Consider the following 20,397-nt stretch of genomic DNA (forward strand, 5'->3'; position numbering starts at 1 on the left):
GACAAGGAAGCGGATTGGTACAACTTGCGTGATGGGCGTCCTATGGAAGTTTATCTGGCGCAGCCGCGCGGCTTCTGTGCGGGTGTGGTGCGTGCAATCGAGATCGTGGAACGGGCCCTGGAGAAATACGGCCCGCCCGTCTACGTGCGCCACGAGATCGTGCATAACAAATACGTGGTCGAGAGCCTGAAGAACAAAGGGGCCATTTTCGTCGAGGAGCTGTCCGAGGTTCCGCCGAAATCCGTCACGGTCTTCAGCGCCCATGGCGTCGCCCGCAGCGTCGAGGAAGAGGCCGCCGCGCGCAACCTTCCGGTGCTCAATGCCACCTGCCCGCTGGTCACGAAAGTTCACAATCAGGGGAAGCGGTACATCTCCAAGGGCCGCACCCTGATCCTGATCGGCCATGCCGGCCACCCCGAGGTCGAGGGCACCATGGGCCAGGTCCCCGGGCCGGTGCTACTTGTTCAGAGCGTTGAAGAGGTTAACGCCCTGACGCTGCCGACGGATAGCCCAGTGGCCTACATCACCCAGACCACTTTGTCGGTCGACGACACAAGGGACATCATTGCGGCGCTCCAGGCCCGCTTTACAGATATTCAAGGCCCGGATATCCGGGATATCTGCTATGCGACACAGAACCGCCAATCTGCGGTAAGGAACTTGAGCAAGCTGGTCGACGTGATCTTGGTGGTGGGCGCTGCCAACAGCTCGAACTCGAACCGGCTCCGCGAAATCGGCACCGAAGCCGGCGTCGCGAGTTATTTGATTGCCGACGGCAGCGAGCTCAATCCGGAGTGGTTGAAAGATGCTAGGACTGTCGGCGTCACGGCCGGCGCTTCGGCGCCCGAGGTACTCGTGGATGACGTGATCGAAGCGATGCGGCGGATCGGACCGGTCAAGGTCCAGGTGCTCCCCGGTCGCGAGGAAAACATCGAATTCCGGCTTCCAGCCCAACTGGCTGCGAGCTGACCCCACCCGAATTGAAAAGCCCAGAAAGAAACGTGTAATGGCAATCCCCTTCTTCAAGGAAATGCGTATCGGCGGCTATTTGCTCAAGCAGAAACTGCTTGGCCGCAAGCGCTATCCGCTCGTGCTGATGCTGGAGCCGCTGTTCCGCTGCAACCTCGCCTGCGTCGGCTGCGGCAAGATCGACTATCCCGACGCGATCCTCAACCGCCGCATGACCGCGCAGGAGTGCTGGGACGCCGCCGACGAGTGCGGCGCGCCGATGGTCGCGATTCCCGGCGGCGAGCCGCTGATCCACAAGGAGATCGGCGAGATCGTGCGCGGCCTCGTGGCGCGCAAGAAGTTCGTTTCGCTCTGCACCAACGCCCTGCTGCTCGAGAAGAAGCTCGATCTCTTCGAGCCCTCGCCGTACCTGTTCTTCTCGGTGCATCTCGATGGCCTGCGCGATCACCACGACAAGGCGGTGTCGCAGAAGGGCGTGTTCGACCGCGCCGTCTCCGCGATCAAGGCGGCCAAAGCGCGCGGCTTCACCGTCAACGTCAATGCCACCATCTTCGACGGCCACCCGGCCGAGGAGATCGCGAAGTTCCTGGACCTCACCGTCGAGCTCGGTGTCGGCGTCTCGATGTCGCCGGGCTACGCCTACGAGCGCGCGCCGGACCAGGAGCACTTCCTGAACCGCACCAAGACCAAGAAGCTGTTCCGCGACGTCTTCGCCATGGGCAAGGGCAAGAAGTGGAACTTCATGCATTCCGGCCTGTTCCTGGACTTCCTTGCCGGCAACCAGGAATACGAGTGCACGCCCTGGGGCATGCCCGCGCGCAACATTTTCGGCTGGCAAAAGCCCTGCTACCTGCTCGGTGAAGGCTACGCAAAAACCTTCAAGGAGCTGATGGAGACCACCGACTGGGATTCCTACGGCACCGGCCGTTACGAGAAGTGCGCCGACTGTATGGCCCATTGCGGCTACGAGCCGACCGCGGCGACCGCAGCGCTCAACAACCCGCTGAAGGCGATGTGGGTGTCGCTACGCGGCATCAAGACCTCTGGCCCCATGGCGCCGGAGATCGACCTCTCCAAGCAGCGCCCGGCGCAGTACATCTTCTCGGAGCAGGTCCAGAAGAAGCTCTCCGAGATCCGCAAGGACGAGGCCGCCGCCGCGCAGGCGAAGGCCGCGCAGAAGGCCTCGACGGCCGCGTAGGGCGGCTACGAACATCGATACACAAAGGGCCCGGTCGACCGGGCCTTTTGCTTGCTCGGCGCAAGCTGAGGAGACCGGAGGCGGTCGGGCAGCTGGTTCGGGAATCTTTTTGATGCTTTCCGGCGCCCACCGGCGGCTGGCAACCGCGTCACATTGGACGTGCCAAGTCGCTCCAAGGCGATGACGTTCCGACAGAGCGGCCACATTCGCCGTGACGAAGCCGCGTCGCGCATGATGCGCCGCGCCTATGAGGAGCGGCTCGAGCAACCGGTGTGGCCATGGCTGCTCAAGTCGTCCAAGCGAATCGGCGGCCATCGTCGAGGGCATGATGCGACAGACGCTCTGGGTCGCGGACCGAAACCGCATGGAGGCGACCGAGCGAGCATGCACCAAAACGCAAAAGACCCGGTCACCAATGGCGACCGGGCCTTTTGTTTTATCGCATCAAGAGGTCAGGCCGCCTTGGAGACCAAAGCCTCGCTGTCGACGAGCTCGGTCCCGATCAGGTAGTCGCGGCAGCCGCGCAGGGAGCGCAGGGCGCGGTTGAAGTCGATGCCGGTCGAGACCAGCGCATGCAGGGTCGCCGGATTGCGCACAATGCCGCGCAGCACGGCTCCGAGGTCGATCTGGCCGTTCGGCTTGATGGCGGCGCGGGCGAGCGCCGGCAGCGCGCGATGGGCGGGATCGCTGATGACGCGGACCGCGGCGAACGGCAGCCCGGCCGCGGCCGCATACGCGGCCGCGATGTGGCTTTCCATGTCGACGGCGGCAGCGCCCGTCTCCGAATGCAGCGCCGCCTTGCAGGACCGCTTCGTAACCACTTCCTCGGCGCCGGCGAGGCTGCCGCGCACCACGCGGCGGCGGTCCGAGGTCAGGCGCTCGATCAGATCGTCGCCGAGCGTCAGGCCGGCGGCCCACCGGGTGTCGCCGGCGAGCACCTCGGTCGCCAGCACGACGTCGCCGGAGCGCAGCGTCGGGTCAAGCCCGCCGGCCACGCCGAACGAGATCACGCCGCGAATCGTCTCAGGGTCCACCACCGTCAGCAGCGCCCGCAACTGGGCCGGGCTGCTGGATGAACAGATGACCGCCATTCCAGGCCCGGCCGCAATGCGGGCCTCCTGCACCAGTCCGGTCACGATCAGTATCGGCCGCGGGTCGATAGCATTACCCGCGGTAACATAGTCCCCCGTCCCCAAAGTCACATTCCGACCCCTACCACCCTGCTGTTGGTGTTCCGCAAGTTCCGGTACCGCGCCAACGCCCACAACGGAAAGAACTTCGGGTAACCATGATACCGTAAATAGAACACGCGGGGGAAGCCTGTGGCGGTGTAGCGCTGCTCGTCCCACAGTCCTTTTTTGTTTTGTGTTGCAATCAGGTACTCCACCCCGCGGGCCACGGCCGGGTGATCAACCTCGCCAGCCGCCATCAGAGCAAGCAAGGCCCATGCCGTTTGCGAGGCGGTCGAGGGGGCGGCCTCCCAGCCCTTGTAATCCAGCCGGTAGCTGACCGCGTCCTCCCCCCAGCCGCCGTCGTCGTTCTGGATCGAGGCCAGCCAGGCGGCGGCCTTTCGGATCATAGGGTCCTTGTGGTCGACGCCGGCCATGTTGAGGGCGCAGAGCACCGACCAGGTTCCATAGATGAAGTTCATGCCCCAGCGGCCGTACCAGGACCCCTCGGGGTGCTGGGTCTTGCGCAAATAGGCGACGCCGGCGGCGAGATGCTTGCTGGTCTTCCGGGTCTCGCCGAGCTGGGCCAGCATCGAGATGCAGCGCGCAGTGACGTCCTCGGTCGGCGGATCGAGCAGCGCGCCGTGGTCCGAGAACGGGATGTTGTTGAGGTAGTATTCGAGGTTGTTGACGTCGAAGGCGGCCCAGCCGCCGTCGTCGCTCTGCATGCCCTCGATCCACTCCCGGCCCCGGGCGATCGCGGCATCATAGCCGGTGGCACCGTGCTCCCGGCGCATCCGGTCCATCGACATCACCACGACGGCGGTGTCGTCGAGATCGGGGTAATGCGCGTTGTTGTACTGGAAGGCCCAGCCGCCCGGACGCACGTCGGGCCGCTTCACCGCCCAGTCGCCCTTCACCTCGAGTTCCTGCCGCGGGATCAGCCAGTCGAGGCCCTGCTTGGCCGCAGGCACCGCCTTGTCGCCGCCGGCTTCCAGCAGCGCATGCGCGGCCAGCGTCGTGTCCCACACCGGGGAGACGCAGGGCTGGCAATAGGCCTCGTCCTCGCCGATCACCAGCAGCTTGTCGATGCCCCGGCGCGTCGTCGCGCGCGGCGGATAATTCTCGTCCTTGCCGAGCGCGTCGTACATCATGACGATGTTGGCCATGGGCGGATAGATCGCGCCCATGCCGTCTTCACCGTTCAGCCGCTCCTCGATGAAGGTGAGCGCGGCGTCGATCGCGCGCTTGCGCAGGCGCTTCGGAAACAGCGGCTCGATCACGCGCAGGATCGCATCGAGCGAACGGAACAGCAGGAACCAGGCCATGCTCTGATGTGGCGCCTTTGAGGTCATGCCGATCGAACGCGGATCCTGCAGGAACAATTCGTCGATGCCGACGCCCTTCGGATTCTTCGCGCGCGGCTTCAGCGCGGCGATCACCATCAACGGCACCATGGTGGTGCGCGCCCAGTAGGAGATCTTGTTGAGATGGAACGGCGACCAGAACGGCAGCAGCACGATCTCGATCGGCAGCACCGGCACCGCGCGCCAGCTCACGACGCCGAACGTCGCCAGCAGGAAGCGGGTGAAGACGTTGCTGTTGATCGCGCCGCCGCGGGCGTGGATCGCCTCGCGCGCCCGCACCATGTGGGGGGCGTCGACGGAGTCGCCGATCATCTTCAGCGCGAAGTAAGCCTTCACGCTGGCGCTCATGTCGAACTCGCCGTCATGCACCAGCGGCCAGCCGCCATGGGCGCCCTGCACGCGGCGGAGATAGTTCGCGATCTTGGCCTCGAGCACGCTGTCGACCGGCTCGGCGAGATAGTGCCGCAGCAGGATGTACTCGGCCGGAATCGTGCAGTCGGCCTCGAGTTCGAACACCCAGTGGCCGTCCGATTGCTGGAAGCCGAGAACGCCTTGCGTCGCCGACGCAATGCTCGATTCCAAAGCTTCGCGGCTGGTCGCGTTCACGGAATCCATGTCGCTCGATTGCTCCGATAGTCGATTGAAAGTTGACCGGGACATTTGCCCGTCAGGGCCGCTTGTCAGGATCCTTTTGCGGCCAGAACCAGATCGGCGGCCCGGTCACCCGACCGGACCGATCCCTCGATGGTTGCCGGCAATCCCGTAGCAGTCCAGTCGCCGGCGAGGAACAGGTTTTTCAGCGCGGTGACCGGCCCCGGACGCAGGGCATTCTGGGCGGGCGTTGCCGCGAATGTGGCACGGCGCTCACGCACGATCTGCCAAGGAGGCAGCTCGCCGGCGACACCGCCCGCCTTGCAGACATCGTTCCAGATCGCCTGCGCAAGTTCCTCGCGCGGCACATCGACGAGACGGTCGCCGTTGCTGATGGTTACCGAGAGCCGGTTCGGAAACGCGAACAGCCATTCCACGACGCCGCCGATCACACCGAGGATCGGTGCCGAGCCTGGCGGCGGCTCAAAGCGGAAATGCGCGTTCACGATGGCGCGGAATTCGGTCGGCGTCTTCAGACCGGGCAACAGGTTAGCTGCCGCGCGCGGCGGCACCGCCATCACGATGACGTCACCTGCACCGAGCTGGATCACATCCTCGCCGCCGAAGTCCAGCGCGGTCACCTTGCCGTCTGCGCTGACGAACGAACGCAGCTCATGGCCGAGCTGAACGGTGTGGCCACGCTCAGACAAGAACTTCACCGCCGGCTCGATCAACACGGCGCTGAGACCGTCGCGCGCGATCAGGGGACGGCAGGCCTTCCCGCCCGCGAGCAGCGTCTCGCGCACGATCGCGCCGGCGAGCCCGGCCGACCCCTCGGGCGGATCGACGTTGAGTGCCGCCAGCAGCAGCGGCTGCACCAGGCGCTGATAGAGGATGCCCTCGGTCGGAATCGACTTGCCGACCAGCGTCTCTTCCGACGCCCAGACCAGCGGCGCCAGCCTGAGATAATCGGTGAGGCCGGTGTCGGGCACGCGGCGGCCTTCGTCGAGCACCCAGGTCGGCCAGCGGCCATCGCCTAGATCGATCTGCCAGCGCTGACCGGTCTTGATGTCGACGAACGGAAATCGTGCGCGATCCGGCCCGACGAGGCCGGCCTCGGTGCCGATCGCGCGCGCATAGGCCCGCGCGTGGCTGTTGCCCGACAGCAGCAGGTGGTTGCCGTTGTCGATGGTGAGATTGGTGGCGCCGTCGAAATAGGACCGGCAGCGGCCGCCGGCCTGGTGCGTCGCCTCGTGCACGGCGACCTTGAAGCCGGCATTCGCGAGCCGCACGGCGGCGGAGAGGCCGGAAATTCCGGCACCGATGATGTGAGCTGTGTTTTGCATCAGATGAAAGCGTAACGGAGCAGGATCAGAATGCGTGCGATCTTCGACACGCGCACGGGCTCGCGCGGCGCGTCGAAACCGCGCGCGATCAGGAGGTCCAGAATGGAATGATAGTATTTCGACATGATCCGCGGCGCGCGCACGGCGCGGCGCTTGTTGCGGTTCATGATCTCGTCCGACTTCTCGAAATGCGCCTTGGCACGCTGCGTCAGCGGCAGGCAGACCTTCGGCAAGGCACGCTCGGCGATCACGCGGTTCGGATCATTGGAGGTGATGCCGGCATGCAGCAGCGCCTCGCGCGGCAGATAGAGCCGGCCAAGGCCGGCGTCCTCGTCGATGTCGCGCAGGATGTTGGTGAGCTGAAGCGCGCGGCCGAGATGATGGGCGAGCAGGATGCCGTCTTCCTCCGGCATGCCGAACACCCGCACCGACAACCGCCCCACGGCGCTGGCGACGCGGTCGCAATAGAGGTCCAGCGTCGCCATGTCGGGCGCGCGGATGTCCTGCGGCACGTCCATCTCCATGCCGTCGACGATGGCCAGGAAATCCTCGCGCTTGAGCCCGAAGGTCTTCACCGAGGCGACGTAGTCCTTCAGCCGCGGCGGCGGATTGCCCTGATATAGCGCGTCGATGTCGTTGCGCCATTGCTGGAGCGCAGCGAGCCGCTCCTCGCGCGGACCGTCGGAATCGGCGATGTCGTCGACCTGTCGGCAGAAGCTGTAGATCTGGAACATCGCTTCGCGCTGGTCGTGCGGCAGGATGCGCATCGCGGCATAGAACGAGCTGCCGGATGCGGTCGAGCCATAACTGGCGCCGGGCGAGGTCGCCTCAAGCGTCATGTGCAGTCCCCGGTCTGGAGATGGCCTTGCGTCCGATGGCGCGGCGGCCGACTTCGCCGATCATGCCGGTGAGGCTGAATGTGAGAAGCTCGAACTTGTTCAGGTGCACGCGCTCGCGCAGGGGATCGCGCACCTTCAAGAGGCGCACGATGCGGTCGGCATAGGCCTGGATCACCGCGACGTCGACGCCGAGGCGGAAATCGCGGATCTCGGCGCTGAGCGACCTGGCCTCGTCGAGCAGCGCCTCGTTGCGCGCGGCGAGCGACTGCAGGCAGGCGAGCATCGCCGGCGGCGATTGCGCGAGCCCAAGCTGCTCGACCGAGGCGCCGCTCGCGGCCAGCGCATCGCGCGGGAGATAGACGCGGTTGAGCTCGCGGAAATCCTTGCCGCAGTCCTGCAGGTGATTGTTGATTTGGAGGCCCGCGCAGAGCGCATCCGATGCGGCCCAGGTCGAGGTGCTCTCGCCATGGACGTCGAGCATGAAGCGGCCGACCGGCATCGCCGAATAGCGGCAATAATGGATGACCTCGTCCCAGGTCTCGTAGCGCAGCTTGGTCACGTCCATGCGGAAGGCGATCAGCACGTCGAGCGCGTGGCGCGGCGGCATGCCACGCTCGGCCAGCGCCCGGCGCAGCGTGACGGCCTCGGCCTGGGTGTCGCCGTTGCCGAGCAGTTCCGCCTCGAGCAGGTCGAGATAGGCAAGCTTCTGGTCGGGCGGCAGCGTCGCGTGATCGGCGATGTCGTCGGCGGTGCGGACGAAATTGTAATAGGCCAGGATCAGGGCGCGATGACGCGGATGAATGATCCAGGACGCGACGGGAAAATTCTCGTCGCGGTCACCCTTGCCGGATCGCAATTCGCTCGCAGAGGTCATCGAGGGCTGGTTAACAATCGTTTGGACAGGAAGGGCTTTTTGGCTCGCGCGGGCTCATGCCGGCGATGCCGCCGCGGCCCCCATATAGGGGAATACGGCCGCAAAACCAATCCTGCTCTCGATGGCTGCCCCGTGCGGACCCGGCCCGAAAAGGCGGCCCGGGGCCGCCTCGGGTGGGCCGGTGGCCGAGCTTACTGGTTGTGGTTCTTCAGGACCTGGTCGCAGGCCTGGGAGATCTTGGCCCTGTTCTCCTTCAGGCAGGCCAGGATGGTGAAATCGCCCTGATCGATGACCGGGCGGCAGAACTTCTGCACATCGCGCGTGCAGGCCTTCTGCTCGGCGTCCGTGCCGCGCCCTCCTTGCTGGGCGAATGCGGCCGTCGAGAGGGATGCCGACAGCATGGTGAGAGCGACGAGAAGCTTACGCATTGTATTCCTTCATTCTGACGGCAGAATCGCACCGATCCCGGACAGCACTGGGCGGACGACCGGAACGGATTGTTCTGATGGCAAGTCGCCGCGGGGTAGCGGCCTCGGAGAAGGCACAAGCACTGGCAAATGCGGCCAAATTGGCGCCGCCCCACCAAATCAGGTCTTCCCTGCGCCTTCATTGGCAGATGTAAGAGTTTGATACTACATCATAATTCAGAAGGTCCGCATTTTACTGCACAGCTGTTGCAGAGCTGCATCTCTCCGCCCTGCCCTTAAGGCCAGAAACGCACCGAAACACAGCAAATCGCATGGTCCAGGCCCTCGCCGGCGCCGCATGAACCACTATCTCTGGTGCCTGCGCGTTGAACCTGACACAGGCTCGAAGCACTAAACCTTCGATGTGGCGAGACGTCCTGGACCTCAGCGGACGTCGTTCCAAAACGGGATATTTGTGATGAAATTCTGTGGGCGATCTGGACTGGCAATCACCGCGGCCGGCGTTGGCGCTGCGCTGCTCTTCTCGGTTTCGGCGAGCCACGCACAGTCCGGACCGTTTACCGGCTTCGACGGCGCGTGGACCGGCACCGGCACGGTCTCGCTGTCCGACGGGTCCACCGAACGCATCCGCTGCAACGCCGACTACAAGGTCGCCGGCAGCGGCCTCAACCTCAAGCAGGCCCTGCACTGCGCCTCCGACAGCTACAAGTTCGACCTCACCAGCGACGTGACCAGCCAGGGCGACCGCATCTCCGGCAATTGGAGCGAGGCGAGCCGCAACATCTTCGGCAATCTGCAGGGCACCGCCGGCGGCGGCCAGATCGACGTGTTCGTCGAGGCCAACGGCTTTGCCGCCAATCTGTCGCTGCGCACCAACGGCACCAAGCAGACGGTGCAGATCTCCTCCAAGGGCGAGATCCGCGGCGTCAACATCACGATGACGAAGGGCTGATCGCCCTTCTGGGCCGATGAGGAACACGCCCCCGGTTCTCAAGAGCCGGGGGCTTTTTGCTGACATGAACCATCTCCGCAGAAAGCTGCTCAAAGCCACTGGGCTCTTCGCCGCGAGCAGCGCATGGCCCAATGATCAACCGTCGATCCAGCGGGAGAGGGACATGCAGCCTTCTGCTAAAGCCGCGCCAGGATGACGCTGCACCCGCCGGAAGCGGTGGCCAGAACGATTGCGGATTTCAACTTCGAGATCGATCGAAATCGCGCGGCAACGAATGGTCCGCGGCGATGCTGAAGGAGGAGATCGCCAACGCCATGGCCGAGCACGGCATCGACGCGACGCTGCGCGATCGCAAGCTCACGCTGCCGCGGGCAGCAGGACCACCCCGAGGACGACTTCAAGTTTAATCCGGACGGGAGCGTCCGGATCGAGACGTGATTGCGGGGCGGCCTCGCCGCCCCACGCTCAGATCGCCGGCTTGTCCGTGCCCTGCAACTTGCCGTGCAGGTTGATCAACCACATCGCCGTCGGCCTGAGGATGAAGAGGTCCGCGACGAGCGCCATGACCATCGAGAAGGCGCTGAGCCAGCCGAACAGCCGCAGTGACGGCAGGTCGGAAAACACCGTGACGACGAGGCCGCAGGCGAGCACCACCGTGGTCAGGATCAGCGCAGGTCCAACCAGCACGGTCGCCCGCTCCACTGCGAGTGCCGAGCCGACGCCCGGCTTGCTCTCGAGCCTCAAGCGGTTGAGGAAGTGGATGGTCGCGCTGAGGCCGAGGCCGAACGAGACGGTCAGCGCGACGACGCTGGCGAATTGCAGCCCCTCCCCCATCGCCCACAGCACCGTGCCGGACATCACCACGGGGAAGATGCCCGGCAGAATGCAGGCGAGCATCACGACCCAGGAGCGGAAGGCGAGGCCGATGAAGATCGCGACCAGCGCGAATTCCACGGTCAGGCCGCGGTTCAGCTTCTCGATCATGCTGGCCGAGTTGCGCGCGGCAATCGCGGCAAGACCGGTCACCGCGATCTCGTAGCCGGGATGCTTCTTGCGGACGGTGTCGAGCTCTGTATCGAGCTTGTCGACGATCGGCAGGAGCTGACTGGAATCCTTGTCCGGCACGCGGCCCGCGACCACGACGGCATCCTGCTCGGCGTCGATGAAACGCCGCACCAGATGCTCGGGGATGACGCTGACATATTCCTTCAGCGTCGCCACGTCGGCGCTGCCGGCCTTTTCCGCGAGCCAGCGGCGCAGGGTCTCGAGCGACCAGACATTGCCGACGCCGGCTGCCTTTTCCACCGTCGCATGCACATCCGCGATGGTCTGCAGCGTCTCCGGGGAATAGAGCGATTCATCCTTGGGGAACGCGATCAGCACGTTGACCGGGTTGGCGCCGGTGAGCTTGGCATCGAGCCGGTCGCTGGCGGCGACCGCCTGGCGCTTGTCCGGCACCTGGTCGGCGAGCCGGTAGCGCGGCTCCAGATTGGCATAGATGACGCCGAGGCCGCCGACGAACAGCACCGCGATCAAGCTGAACAGGCCGGGCCGGCCGACCATGCGCACCGCGATCCAGTAGCAGAAATTGCGCAGCGCCTGGACGCCGGCGTCCGCGCCCTGGAACTTGACCGCAAAGATCTTCTCGTTGCGCACGAACAGCACGCCGAAAACCGGCACCAGCGACAGCACCGCGACCAGCGCGATGATGGTGGCGGCAAGGCCCGCCTCGCCGAACTTGCGGATCAGGTCGGAATTGGAGAATTGGAGCGCGATGAAGGAAATGCCGGCGGTGCCATGCGTCAGCACGCAGGCCGGCCCCACCACCAGCACCGCGTTCTTGAACGCGGTGAACTTGTCCTGGCCGGCGATCAGCCGGTCGCGCGCGGCGAAAGTCAGCTGCATCGAGTCCGAGAAGCTGATCACCATGATGAGCGGCGTCATCACGTTCAGGAACATGTTGAGATTGAAATTGGCCCAGCCGAGCGCGCCGAGCGCCAGCAGGATCGCGATCATCGGCGGGAACGCCGCCGCGATCATGAATGAGATCTTGCGGAAGAAGATGATGGCGATGACACAGCCGGCAAGAATGCCGAGGATATTGTAGGTGAGTCCGTCGCGCTCGACCGCGTTGCGGATCTCGAGCTGCATCACCGGCACGCCGGAGAGCTGCACGTTGAGCCCGGTGTCGCTGAGGTCTTCCTTCATCAGCGTACGGATGTCGCCGACGGTCTTGGTCAGCTTGCTGGAGGCGACCACCTCCGGATCGAGCGAGAGCACGATCAGCGCCAGCGTGCCATCCTCCGACAGCAGTTTGCCGCGGATGATCTCGTTGTTCTTCACCGTCTCGATGAACTTGTCATAGGCCGCGCCCTCGGGCAGCTCGGGCGGGAACAGCGCCGCCGGCAGCTTGCCCGGGGCCGGTGCCTGGCGCGCCGAGAACAGCGAGACGAGGCCACGCGTGCCCTCGACCAGCTGCATATCGGTGATGAAGTCACGCAGCTTCTCGAGGTTGTTCCGCGCCAGCAGATTCTTGCCTTCGACCACGACCAGGACGTCGAACTCCTCGGCCGGGAACTTCTTGGTCACCTCTTCATACTGCTTGAATTCGCGTGTGTCGGAACGGAACAGCTGCGACAGCGAATCGTCGATCTTGATCCGCTGGATGCCGAATACGGCGCCGACGATCAGGGCCAGCAGGACGATGCAGGAGACGATCGGGGCGCGGATGGCGATCAGCCCGAGCCGCTCCAGCCCGAAGGCGATGGAGGACGCCGGTCTCTGCTCGACCTTGTCGACATGAACCTCACTCTCGCTGTGCTTTTCGAGCATGCCTTGTCCAGTTCCTAAATCGGCTCGGTCTTGTGAGCTTATTGCGCCCCGCGAACGGCTTGAAAACGCCATACCAATGGGAGGCTTGCCCGTTGAAAATGCGCGGAAAATCGCCGGCAGCGGTTTAGCAGGTCAAAAGGCCTGTTCGCAAGCGCGCGGAGGGTGGCCGAATCGATCAAGATGCGGCGATTTTGCCGGAATGCCCGTCATTCCGGCAATGCCGTGCCGATTCGACGCGGCGCCCGGTCCGCGCTCTCGTCCTTCAGCGCCACGCCGGTCACCTCCCTGGCCAGGCCCTCGCGGACGAGCCAGGCGATCTTGAAGGCGGCCTCGCCATGACTCAACCCGGCCTTGTGGATGTTGGACACGCAATTGCGCTCGGCATCGGTGCGGCCCGGCTTCGGGGCGAAGGTGAGATAGGCGCCGAGACTGTCCGGCGCGGACAGTCCGGGCCGCTCGCCGATCAGCATGACGACCATGCGCGCGCCGAGAATCGCGCCGATCTCGTCGCCGAGTGCGACGCGCGCGCCCGAGGCGACGACGACATGGCCGAGCGCGACAGCATCGCCTTCCGCGAGCAGCGGCAGCAGGCGCGCCACCAGCGCCACCGCATGGGCGTGGACCGCCGCCGCCGAGAGGCCATCGCCAATCACGAGCGCGAGCGGGCATGGCCCGGCAGCGCTTCGCGCGAGAGCTTCGGCGGCCGCTGGATCGAGCTGTCGTCCGAGATCCGGCCGCCGCAGATAGTCCCCGCGGTCGACGGCCTGGCTCCTCACCGCGCTGACCGCGAGACCGAGTGCGCCGAGATCGGCGAGCAGACGCGGCGCTTCGAAGACGGCATGCACGGCGTCACGGGCGCGGGCATGATCAAGCGTGAAATCGAGCAGCGGCTTTGTCGGCACGCTCGCACCGCTGCGCCCGAGCGCAACGCGCGCGGGCGTGAACGACCTGAGATCGATGGTCGGACGGGCCGGAACAGATTTGTCGCTCATTCTGCGGGAACGGCGGCCTCGCGCAGCCGGATCGAGTAGTTCGAGGCGTTCTGCTTGCCGCTGGAGGCCGCGCGCGCAAAGGTGATGAGATGGTGCGCAATCAGAGTGCAGCCGATCAGGCCTTCGAGGTCGCCGCGCTTCAGGCGTCCGAGCGCGAAGTTCCAGAACACGCGCTTGTAGTCGCCGAGTACGCCGACCTTCCAGAAGATGTTGCGCAGCATGACGAGAGCCCGCCTGATATTGGGCCAGGTCTTCATCTCCTCCGGCACCGGCACCTTGAGGCGGTGCACATAGACGTGGTCGCATTGATACTGGAAGCGCGCGTAGACCTTCTCGGGCTCGTAAGCGACCGCCATGGCGTGCTTCCACGATGCGACGACGTCGTCATACGGTAACAGGAAGTCGACGTTTGAATCGCGCCCGTCGTCCTCGATCAGGCGCCCCTCGCGCTCCAGACGGTCCCATAGCGGCGTCTTCGGCAGCGCCTGAAGCAGGTTGATGGTGAGCAGCGGAATCCGGGACTCCTCGACGAAGGCGAGCAGCGCCTCCGAAGTGTTCGGCTTGTCGGTGTCGAGCCCCATGATGATCCCCGAGACGACCTCCATGCCGTAGGAGTTGATGGTGTGCACGCCCTCCAGGATCGGGACCATCATGTTGTGGTCCTTGTGCATCGCCTTGAGGGCATCGGGGTCGGGCGTCTCGATGCCGCAGAAGATGGTGATGAAATAGGCCTCGCGCATCTTCTCGAGGATCTCGGGGCGCTTGGCGATGTTGAGCGTCGCCTCGCAGGCGAGCCGCACCACGTAGCCGGTCTTCTTCTGCCATTCGATCAGATGCGGCAGCAGATCCATGGCCGCCTTGCGGTTGCCGATGAAATTGTCGTCGACGAAATAGACCGTGTCGGTCATTCCGCATTCGCGCAGGCGGTCGAGCTCGGCGATGATCTGCTCCGGCGTCTTGATGCGCGGATTGCGGCCGTAGAGGCCGGGGATATCGCAGAACTCGCACTGATAGGGACAGCCGCTGGAATACTGGATGCTGCCGAGGAAGTATTTCTTCACGTCGGCGAGTTCGTAAGCCGGGATCGGGAATTCCGTCATCGGCACCCGGTCCTTGGTAGTGAGGACCACCTGTTCGTCAGGACGCGAGGTGTCGCGCGACAGAATCTCGATCAGCTGGTTGGTGGCGTCGCCGAGCTCGCCGACATGGAGATAGTCGAACGACGGATAATAGTCCGGGCAGGCGCTGACGGAGGGACCGCCGAGCGCGACCGGCAGATCGAACTCGTGGGCGCGGCGGCAGATGTCGTTCATCTGCTGGCGCTGGATGTGCATGCCGCTGACGAATACGGCCTCTGCCCATTCGAACTCTTCCTTGGTCGTGCGGCGGAGGTTCTCGTCGACGAATTTGACCTGCCAGTCCTTCGGAAGATAGGCGGAGATCAGCAGCAGGCCCTGCGGCGGCATGAAGGCGCGGACGCCATCGGTCAGTGGGTAGGAATGCTCGAAGGTACCGAACGAGGACGTGTAGCGCGGAAACACACAGAGAATCCGCCGGGACGTACCGTTGCTTTCAGCTCGCATCTAAGCTCCCCCGCCACACTCGACCTGGTTGCGGAAATTGCCAGCCAGGCACATAGCGTAATGCTGTCGCCGGAATTTCTCAATATTGTGGCATGAGCATAATTCCACGGGGGACCAATGGTTTCTCGGGCGACTCCCGGTCCACCTCACGCGATCAGCCGCGAGGCGAAATCGGGTAGCAGGCCTGCATCGCCGGCCAGGCGGAAATCGGCGCCCGCGATCCCCGACTGCACCAACCATTCATCGAATTCCGGCGCGCGGCGCAAGCCGAAGACGTCGCGGACATAGAGCGCGTCGTGAAAAGACGTCGACTGGTAGTTCAGCATGACGTCGTCGGCGCCGGGCACGCCCATGATGAAGGTGACGCCGGCAGCGGCTAGCAGCGTCAGCAGATTGTCCATGTCGTCCTGGTCCGCCTCGGCATGGTTGGTGTAGCAGATGTCGATCCCGAGCGGCAGGCCGAGCAGCTTGCCGCAAAAGTGATCCTCCAGCCCGGCGCGGATGATTTCCTTGCCGTCATAGAGATATTCCGGGCCGATGAAGCCGACCACGCTGTTGACGAGGAGCGGCGCAAAGGCGCGCGCGACCGCATAGGCGCGGGCCTCGCAGGTCTGCTGGTCGACGCCGTGATTGGCGCCCGCCGACAGCGCGGAGCCTTGGCCGGTCTCGAAATACATCACGTTCTGCCCGACCGTGCCGCGCTTCTGTGACAGGCCTGCCTCCTGCCCCTCCCTCAGCAGCGCGAGGTCGATGCCAAAACTGCGGTTGGCGGCCTCGGTGCCGGCAACCGACTGGAAGACGAGATCGACCGGCACGCCCTGCCCGATCAGCGACAGCGTCGTGGTGACATGGGTGAGCACGCAAGCTTGCGTCGGGATCTTCAGCCGCGCGATGATCTCGTCGAGCAGCCGCAGCAATTGCGCGATGACGGCGGGGTCGTCGCTGGCCGGATTGATGCCGATGCAGGCATCGCCGGCCCCCAGCAGGATGCCGTCGAGGATCGAGGCGGTGATGCCCCTGGCATCGTCGAACGGATGGTTGGGCTGCAGCCGCGTGCTCATGCGACCCTTCAGGCCGATGGTGTTGCGGAAGGCGGTGGTGACCTCGCATTTCCGCGCCGCCAGGATCAGGTCCTGGTTGCGCATCAGTTTTGACACCGCGGCCGCCATTTCGGGCGTGATGCCGGGCGCCAGCCCGTTCAACACCTCCGACGTTGCAGCGTCCGACAGCAACCAGTCACGGAAGGCGCCGACGGTCAGCGATGCCACCGGCGCAAAGGCCCTGGCATCGTGGCTGTCGATGACGAGACGGGTGACCTCGTCGGTCTCGTAGGGAATGACGGCTTCCTGCAGGAACTCGACGAGCGGCACGTCCGCGAGCGCCATCCGCGCCGCGATCATCTGCTCGGAACTGGCAGCGGCAATTCCGGCCAGCCGGTCGCCGGAGCGCGGCGGGGTCGCCTTGGCGAGCAGGTCGCGCAGATCAGGGAATGTGTAGGTCGTGGCGTCGATGGTGTGGCGGTAGACCAAGGGCCTCTCCGGGGCTCGTCGGCCAACGGCCGGCCCAGCACTATCCTGGAACTATACCTTCGGTTCAAGACGCTGAAATAGCTTGCCTTCCTTTCGACAAAGCACGAAGGGAGCCAAGCAGCGCGTTAACGCCGCGTCCATCTTCATTTCGCATAGTTTTGCATCAATTCCGCACGACCGTCGCTCACCGGCCGCTTCAGGCCATTCCGGGCTCCTGAACACCATGACATCCGACCGATCTGGGAATGCCGCCACCCTGGCGGGCCGCTTTACGCTGGCCACCAAGCTTTATGCGGTCTTCGCGCTGTTCGCGCTGCTGACGGCGGCGATCGCGATGCTGTCCGACTACAACAGCCGCCGCAGCGCCGACCTGACCAGCGCGATCGAGACCGCGAACGCGGCCGCGCTGAACGTCGAGCGCGTCAACTCGCTGGTCTATGCGGTGGTGATGGAATCGCGCGGCGTCTACATGTCGACCGAGCCGGCCGTGGTGAAGAAATACGGCGAAGGCCTGCTCAAGTTCAACACCCAGATCCTCGATGTCGTGAAGCGCTGGGAGACAATCGTCAAGGCCGACGATGCCGAGCAGTTCGCGACCTTCAAGAAGCGCATCGAGCAGTTCGTCGAGTTCCGCAAGGAGCTGGTGCGCCGCGGCGTCGAGATCAACGCGGCCGCCGGCCGCGAATGGGGCGACAACGACGCCAACCGCGCGGTGCGCTCGGCGCTGAACAAGGATCTCGAGGCGCTGTCCAAGGTCTATGCCGAGCGCGCCAGGCAGGTCGCGCACGAGACCGAGACCAACCGCACCCTCTCCTTCGTCCTGACCTGCCTCGGCGGCCTGGCGCTGGCCCTGGTCGTGATCGGCATCGTCATCATCGCCCGCTCGATCGCCCGGCCCCTCGCCGCGATCACCGCCACCATCGAGCAGGTCGCCGACGGCGCCGAGAACGTCGTGGTGCCGCACTCCGGCCGCGCCGACGAGATCGGCGCGCTCGCCCGCGCGATCCAGGTGTTCCAGCACGCGATGGCGCGGAATCGCAACCTGGCCTCGCAGGTCTCGCAGGATTCCGCCGCGCGCGAGGCGCGCGCCCGCCATATCGAGCAATCCGTCGAGGCGTTTCGCGAGGCGATCGGCGCGATCATGCGCGGCCTCAGCGACAACGCCTCCGTGATGCGCGAGACCGCGCAGACCATCACCCGCGTCACCGCGGATGCATCCAGCCGCGCCGGCACCGCGGCGAAGGCCACGGAGCAGGCCTCGCACAACGTCACGGCGGTCGCGGGCGCGGCCGAGGAGCTGTCGGCTTCGGTCGAGGAGATCGGCCGCCAGGTGCGCCAGAGCGCTGGCGCTGTCGAGCAGACCGGCCAGCGCACCGAGAAATCGATCGCGGAGATCGAGAGCCTTGCGGCCGCCACGCAGCGCATCGACGGCGTGCTCAATCTCATTCAGGCGATCGCCGAGCAGACCAATCTGCTCGCCCTCAACGCCAGGATCGAGGCCGCGCGTGCCGGCGATGCCGGCCGCGGCTTTGCCGTCGTCGCGCATGAGGTGAAGGCGCTGGCGGGACAGACCGCGAAGGCGACCGCCGACATCAGCGAGAACGTCGCGATGATCCAGGCCTCCACCCGCAACGCGGTCGACGCCGTGCGCGAGATCGGCGGCGCGGTGTGCGAGATCAACGAGGTCACGTCAGCCATTGCCGGTGCCGTCGGCCAGCAGGACCAGGCGACGCGCGAGATCTCGTCCAACGCGCAAAGCGCCGCGCAAGGCAACGCGACGCTCGTCGCCAACATCAGCTCGCTGCGCGACGCCATCGGCGAGACCGACACGGCCGCAGCCTCCGTGCTGACGGCCGCGAGCAGCCTGACCGAGACGGCGGCGACGCTGTCGCGGGAGGTGGAGACGTTCTTCCAGAACCTGCGCGCGGGGGCGACGGAGGGCCGCATCGCCAGGGCGGGATAGCGGCGCGCGAAGCCGTCGGCGGCCCGCGCTCACCCAAAAGTTCGGAAAACAACCCCATGCACAGTAGCCGGGGTCGGCTTTATAAATGCTTGGCCGCCGGCGCGAGAAACTGCTGATTTTACGAAATTCGTTTGACCCGTCGGGCAAAACACTGGCATAGTGTCAGCATGGCGATTGGGCGCTACTCTTGAATTGACTTGCGGCATTTGCGGCGCCTGCTTGCAGCGCATCATGCGCCGCCAGGCGCCCTTCATGCGCTTCGCCGATCGTGATACCATCATCGTCATTCAGGTGCCGTCCTCAGCGATAAGGCAGCCACCATGCTATCGCGCTCTTCCTGGTCCACATCTGCGATCGACAAGTTCGCAAGCGGCAATGCCGACCTGCTGATCCTGGTCGGCCGCATCCTGCTGGCCTGGGTCTTCATCGGCAGCGCGTACGGCGCGCTTACCAACTTCAGCGGCTCGGTCGGCTATTTCCGGTCGCTGAACGTACCGGCGCCCGTGCTGTTCACGACCTTCACCGTCGCGCTGGAAATCGTGATGTCGGCTTGTCTGGTCCTCGGCATCGGCACGCGCTACTGCGCAATCGTGATGTTCCTGTTCGTACTCTCGGCGACTGCAGTCGGACATCGCTACTGGGAATATCCGGCCGGCGCGCAGCAGATCGGGCAGTACAATCATTTCCTGAAGAACATCACGATCATGGGGGGCGCCCTGTTGATCTTCGTCACCGGAGCGGGCCGGCTCTCGCTCGATCGGAGACTGACCGGCTAGCAGCGCCGTTCGTTTCAGCTTCTTCCGCGGTGTGCAGCCGGTGACCTGCAGAACTTTGCTCCAAATCGTGGCGCAAGCGTCTTCGCCACTCGCAGAGCTGCGAATGCGCAAGATACTACGAAGGGCAACGCGACGTGGCCTTGAAGGAAGGCCGTTACCGCATCACTTCGCCCTTGGCCCGAAAGCGACCTCGATCAGATGGCTGAAGCGTTTCGAGAGCGGCTTCAAGCGCTCACCCAAGATCCTGAAGAGAAGCATCAGCCACGTCGCCAGCGCGGCACACCACAACAGGCTTTCCAATGTTTCGGGCATCCAAGGCCCCCGTTAAAACAACTACTTGAAATACGAGCAGTGTCGCCGAATGGACCCGGCGCGGCAAGCCCTCCAAAAAGTGGCAAGTCGCTGAAACACTCGGAACGGCCGTCGCGATGAAAAATACGGCAGCGGTGCGCACCGCCGAGGCAATGAGCGAGCGGCAGTCAGCTACCGCTTTCAGCCCGCCATCACTCCGTCGCGCCTGGTCAGTTCCTTGCCCAGGGCCGCCAGATGCACCTGTCCGGCCGTCACCGATGCGGATGAAGCGGGCGCAGACGTAAGCGCGGGCGAGGAACGTGTCCTGCGAGACGCCGGCGGCGGCGTGGATCTGGATGGCGCGGTGATGACGCGGGCGGCCGTGCTGGGGACCACGATGTTGGCCGCCACGATCAGATCGCGCGCGGCCTGTTGCCTTTGCGGTCCATCTTGTCGGCGGCCTGGCGAACGCGCTCCTGCAGCTCCAGCGAACGGGCGGAGTGTTGAAAGTCCATGGGGTCCTCCTGTTCGCCAAGAATTCTGCGCTCGATGAGGGCGCTTCTTCCCTTCTCCCCTTGCGGGAGAAGGTGGCGCGAAGCGCCGGATGAGGGGTTCTCTCTGCTCGCACAACCCGTCGTGAGGAGAGAGACCCCTCACCCGGCTGCGCTTCGCGCATTCACCCTCTCCCGCAAGGGGAG

At 65.0% G+C, this 20,397-nt stretch carries 15 protein-coding genes and 1 pseudogene; 5 read left to right on the forward strand and 11 right to left on the reverse strand.

The genetic code is table 11. The features are described from left to right. Window positions 1-42: 42 nt before the first annotated feature. Both ispH and hpnH read left to right on the forward strand, forming a co-directional pair. Window positions 43-969 (forward strand): 4-hydroxy-3-methylbut-2-enyl diphosphate reductase, encoded by a 927-nt coding sequence (gene ispH / locus ACRQ5Q_RS29800; protein ID WP_439374249.1) that lies wholly within the window; start codon window positions 43-45, stop codon window positions 967-969. 37 nt (window positions 970-1,006) lie between these two features. Continuing rightward, the gene (gene hpnH, locus ACRQ5Q_RS29805) at window positions 1,007-2,167 is read left to right on the forward strand and encodes an adenosyl-hopene transferase HpnH (RefSeq protein ID WP_439374248.1); all 1,161 of its coding nucleotides are present in this window, start codon (window positions 1,007-1,009) and stop codon (window positions 2,165-2,167) included. Between the two features lie 452 nt (window positions 2,168-2,619). On the opposite strand, the gene ACRQ5Q_RS29810 is transcribed toward hpnH, so the two are convergent. From ACRQ5Q_RS29810 to ACRQ5Q_RS29835, 6 genes are all read right to left on the reverse strand, one after another. Then, window positions 2,620-3,369 carry a phosphorylase gene (locus tag ACRQ5Q_RS29810; protein ID WP_439374247.1) on the reverse strand — a complete coding sequence of 250 codons (750 nt, stop codon included), beginning with the start codon at window positions 3,367-3,369 and terminating at the stop codon, window positions 2,620-2,622. Next, entirely contained in the window at window positions 3,366-5,318 is a 1,953-nt protein-coding gene (shc, locus tag ACRQ5Q_RS29815; RefSeq protein ID WP_439374246.1) for a squalene--hopene cyclase, read from the reverse strand. Before shc ends, ACRQ5Q_RS29810 begins: the two co-directional genes overlap by 4 nt. A 65-nt stretch (window positions 5,319-5,383) precedes the next feature. Further along, window positions 5,384-6,640 (reverse strand): hydroxysqualene dehydroxylase HpnE, encoded by a 1,257-nt coding sequence (gene hpnE, locus ACRQ5Q_RS29820; protein ID WP_439393517.1) that lies wholly within the window; start codon window positions 6,638-6,640, stop codon window positions 5,384-5,386. Further along, window positions 6,640-7,479: a presqualene diphosphate synthase HpnD gene (gene hpnD, locus ACRQ5Q_RS29825; protein ID WP_439374244.1), complete on the reverse strand. Its 840-nt coding sequence runs from the start codon at window positions 7,477-7,479 to the stop codon at window positions 6,640-6,642. Before hpnD ends, hpnE begins: the two co-directional genes overlap by 1 nt. After that, window positions 7,469-8,353: a squalene synthase HpnC gene (gene hpnC / locus ACRQ5Q_RS29830; RefSeq protein WP_439393518.1), complete on the reverse strand. Its 885-nt coding sequence runs from the start codon at window positions 8,351-8,353 to the stop codon at window positions 7,469-7,471. The genes hpnD and hpnC overlap by 11 nt, the downstream gene beginning before the upstream one ends. A gap of 191 nt (window positions 8,354-8,544) precedes the next feature. Beyond that, a complete protein-coding gene (locus ACRQ5Q_RS29835) occupies window positions 8,545-8,781 on the reverse strand; it encodes a hypothetical protein (RefSeq protein WP_439374242.1) in 237 nt (78 codons plus the stop codon). A gap of 457 nt (window positions 8,782-9,238) precedes the next feature. Between ACRQ5Q_RS29835 and ACRQ5Q_RS29840 the strand changes: the two genes are divergently transcribed. Beyond that, the gene (locus ACRQ5Q_RS29840) at window positions 9,239-9,733 is read left to right on the forward strand and encodes a hypothetical protein (RefSeq protein ID WP_439393520.1); all 495 of its coding nucleotides are present in this window, start codon (window positions 9,239-9,241) and stop codon (window positions 9,731-9,733) included. Between the two features lie 465 nt (window positions 9,734-10,198). On the opposite strand, the gene ACRQ5Q_RS29845 is transcribed toward ACRQ5Q_RS29840, so the two are convergent. The 4 genes from ACRQ5Q_RS29845 to ACRQ5Q_RS29860 form a co-directional block, all read right to left on the reverse strand. Next, entirely contained in the window at window positions 10,199-12,565 is a 2,367-nt protein-coding gene (locus ACRQ5Q_RS29845) for an efflux RND transporter permease subunit (protein WP_439393522.1), read from the reverse strand. 206 nt (window positions 12,566-12,771) lie between these two features. Next, window positions 12,772-13,557 carry an ethanolamine ammonia-lyase subunit EutC gene (gene eutC / locus ACRQ5Q_RS29850; RefSeq protein WP_439374240.1) on the reverse strand — a complete coding sequence of 262 codons (786 nt, stop codon included), beginning with the start codon at window positions 13,555-13,557 and terminating at the stop codon, window positions 12,772-12,774. Further along, window positions 13,554-15,140, reverse strand: coding sequence for a B12-binding domain-containing radical SAM protein (locus ACRQ5Q_RS29855; protein WP_439374239.1), 1,587 nt, complete (start codon window positions 15,138-15,140; stop codon window positions 13,554-13,556). The genes eutC and ACRQ5Q_RS29855 overlap by 4 nt, the downstream gene beginning before the upstream one ends. 146 nt (window positions 15,141-15,286) lie before the next feature. Continuing rightward, a complete protein-coding gene (locus ACRQ5Q_RS29860) occupies window positions 15,287-16,669 on the reverse strand; it encodes an ethanolamine ammonia-lyase subunit EutB (RefSeq protein ID WP_439374238.1) in 1,383 nt (460 codons plus the stop codon). Between the two features lie 223 nt (window positions 16,670-16,892). Between ACRQ5Q_RS29860 and ACRQ5Q_RS29865 the strand changes: the two genes are divergently transcribed. Together ACRQ5Q_RS29865 and ACRQ5Q_RS29870 are read left to right on the forward strand one after the other, a co-directional pair. After that, a complete protein-coding gene (locus tag ACRQ5Q_RS29865; protein ID WP_439393524.1) occupies window positions 16,893-18,632 on the forward strand; it encodes a methyl-accepting chemotaxis protein in 1,740 nt (579 codons plus the stop codon). Window positions 18,633-18,952: 320 nt separating this feature from the next. Then, window positions 18,953-19,408, forward strand: a complete 456-nt coding sequence (locus tag ACRQ5Q_RS29870) for a DoxX family protein (RefSeq protein WP_439374236.1) — start codon at window positions 18,953-18,955, stop codon at window positions 19,406-19,408. Window positions 19,409-19,900: 492 nt separating this feature from the next. Here the strand turns inward: ACRQ5Q_RS29870 and ACRQ5Q_RS29875 are convergent. Then, a pseudogene (locus ACRQ5Q_RS29875) lies at window positions 19,901-20,163 on the reverse strand (acyl-CoA dehydrogenase family protein); the annotation flags it as partial. Window positions 20,164-20,397: the final 234 nt, after the last annotated feature.

The organism is Bradyrhizobium sp. PMVTL-01, from assembly GCF_051861855.1.
Taxonomy (GTDB): Bacteria; Pseudomonadota; Alphaproteobacteria; order Rhizobiales; family Xanthobacteraceae; genus Bradyrhizobium.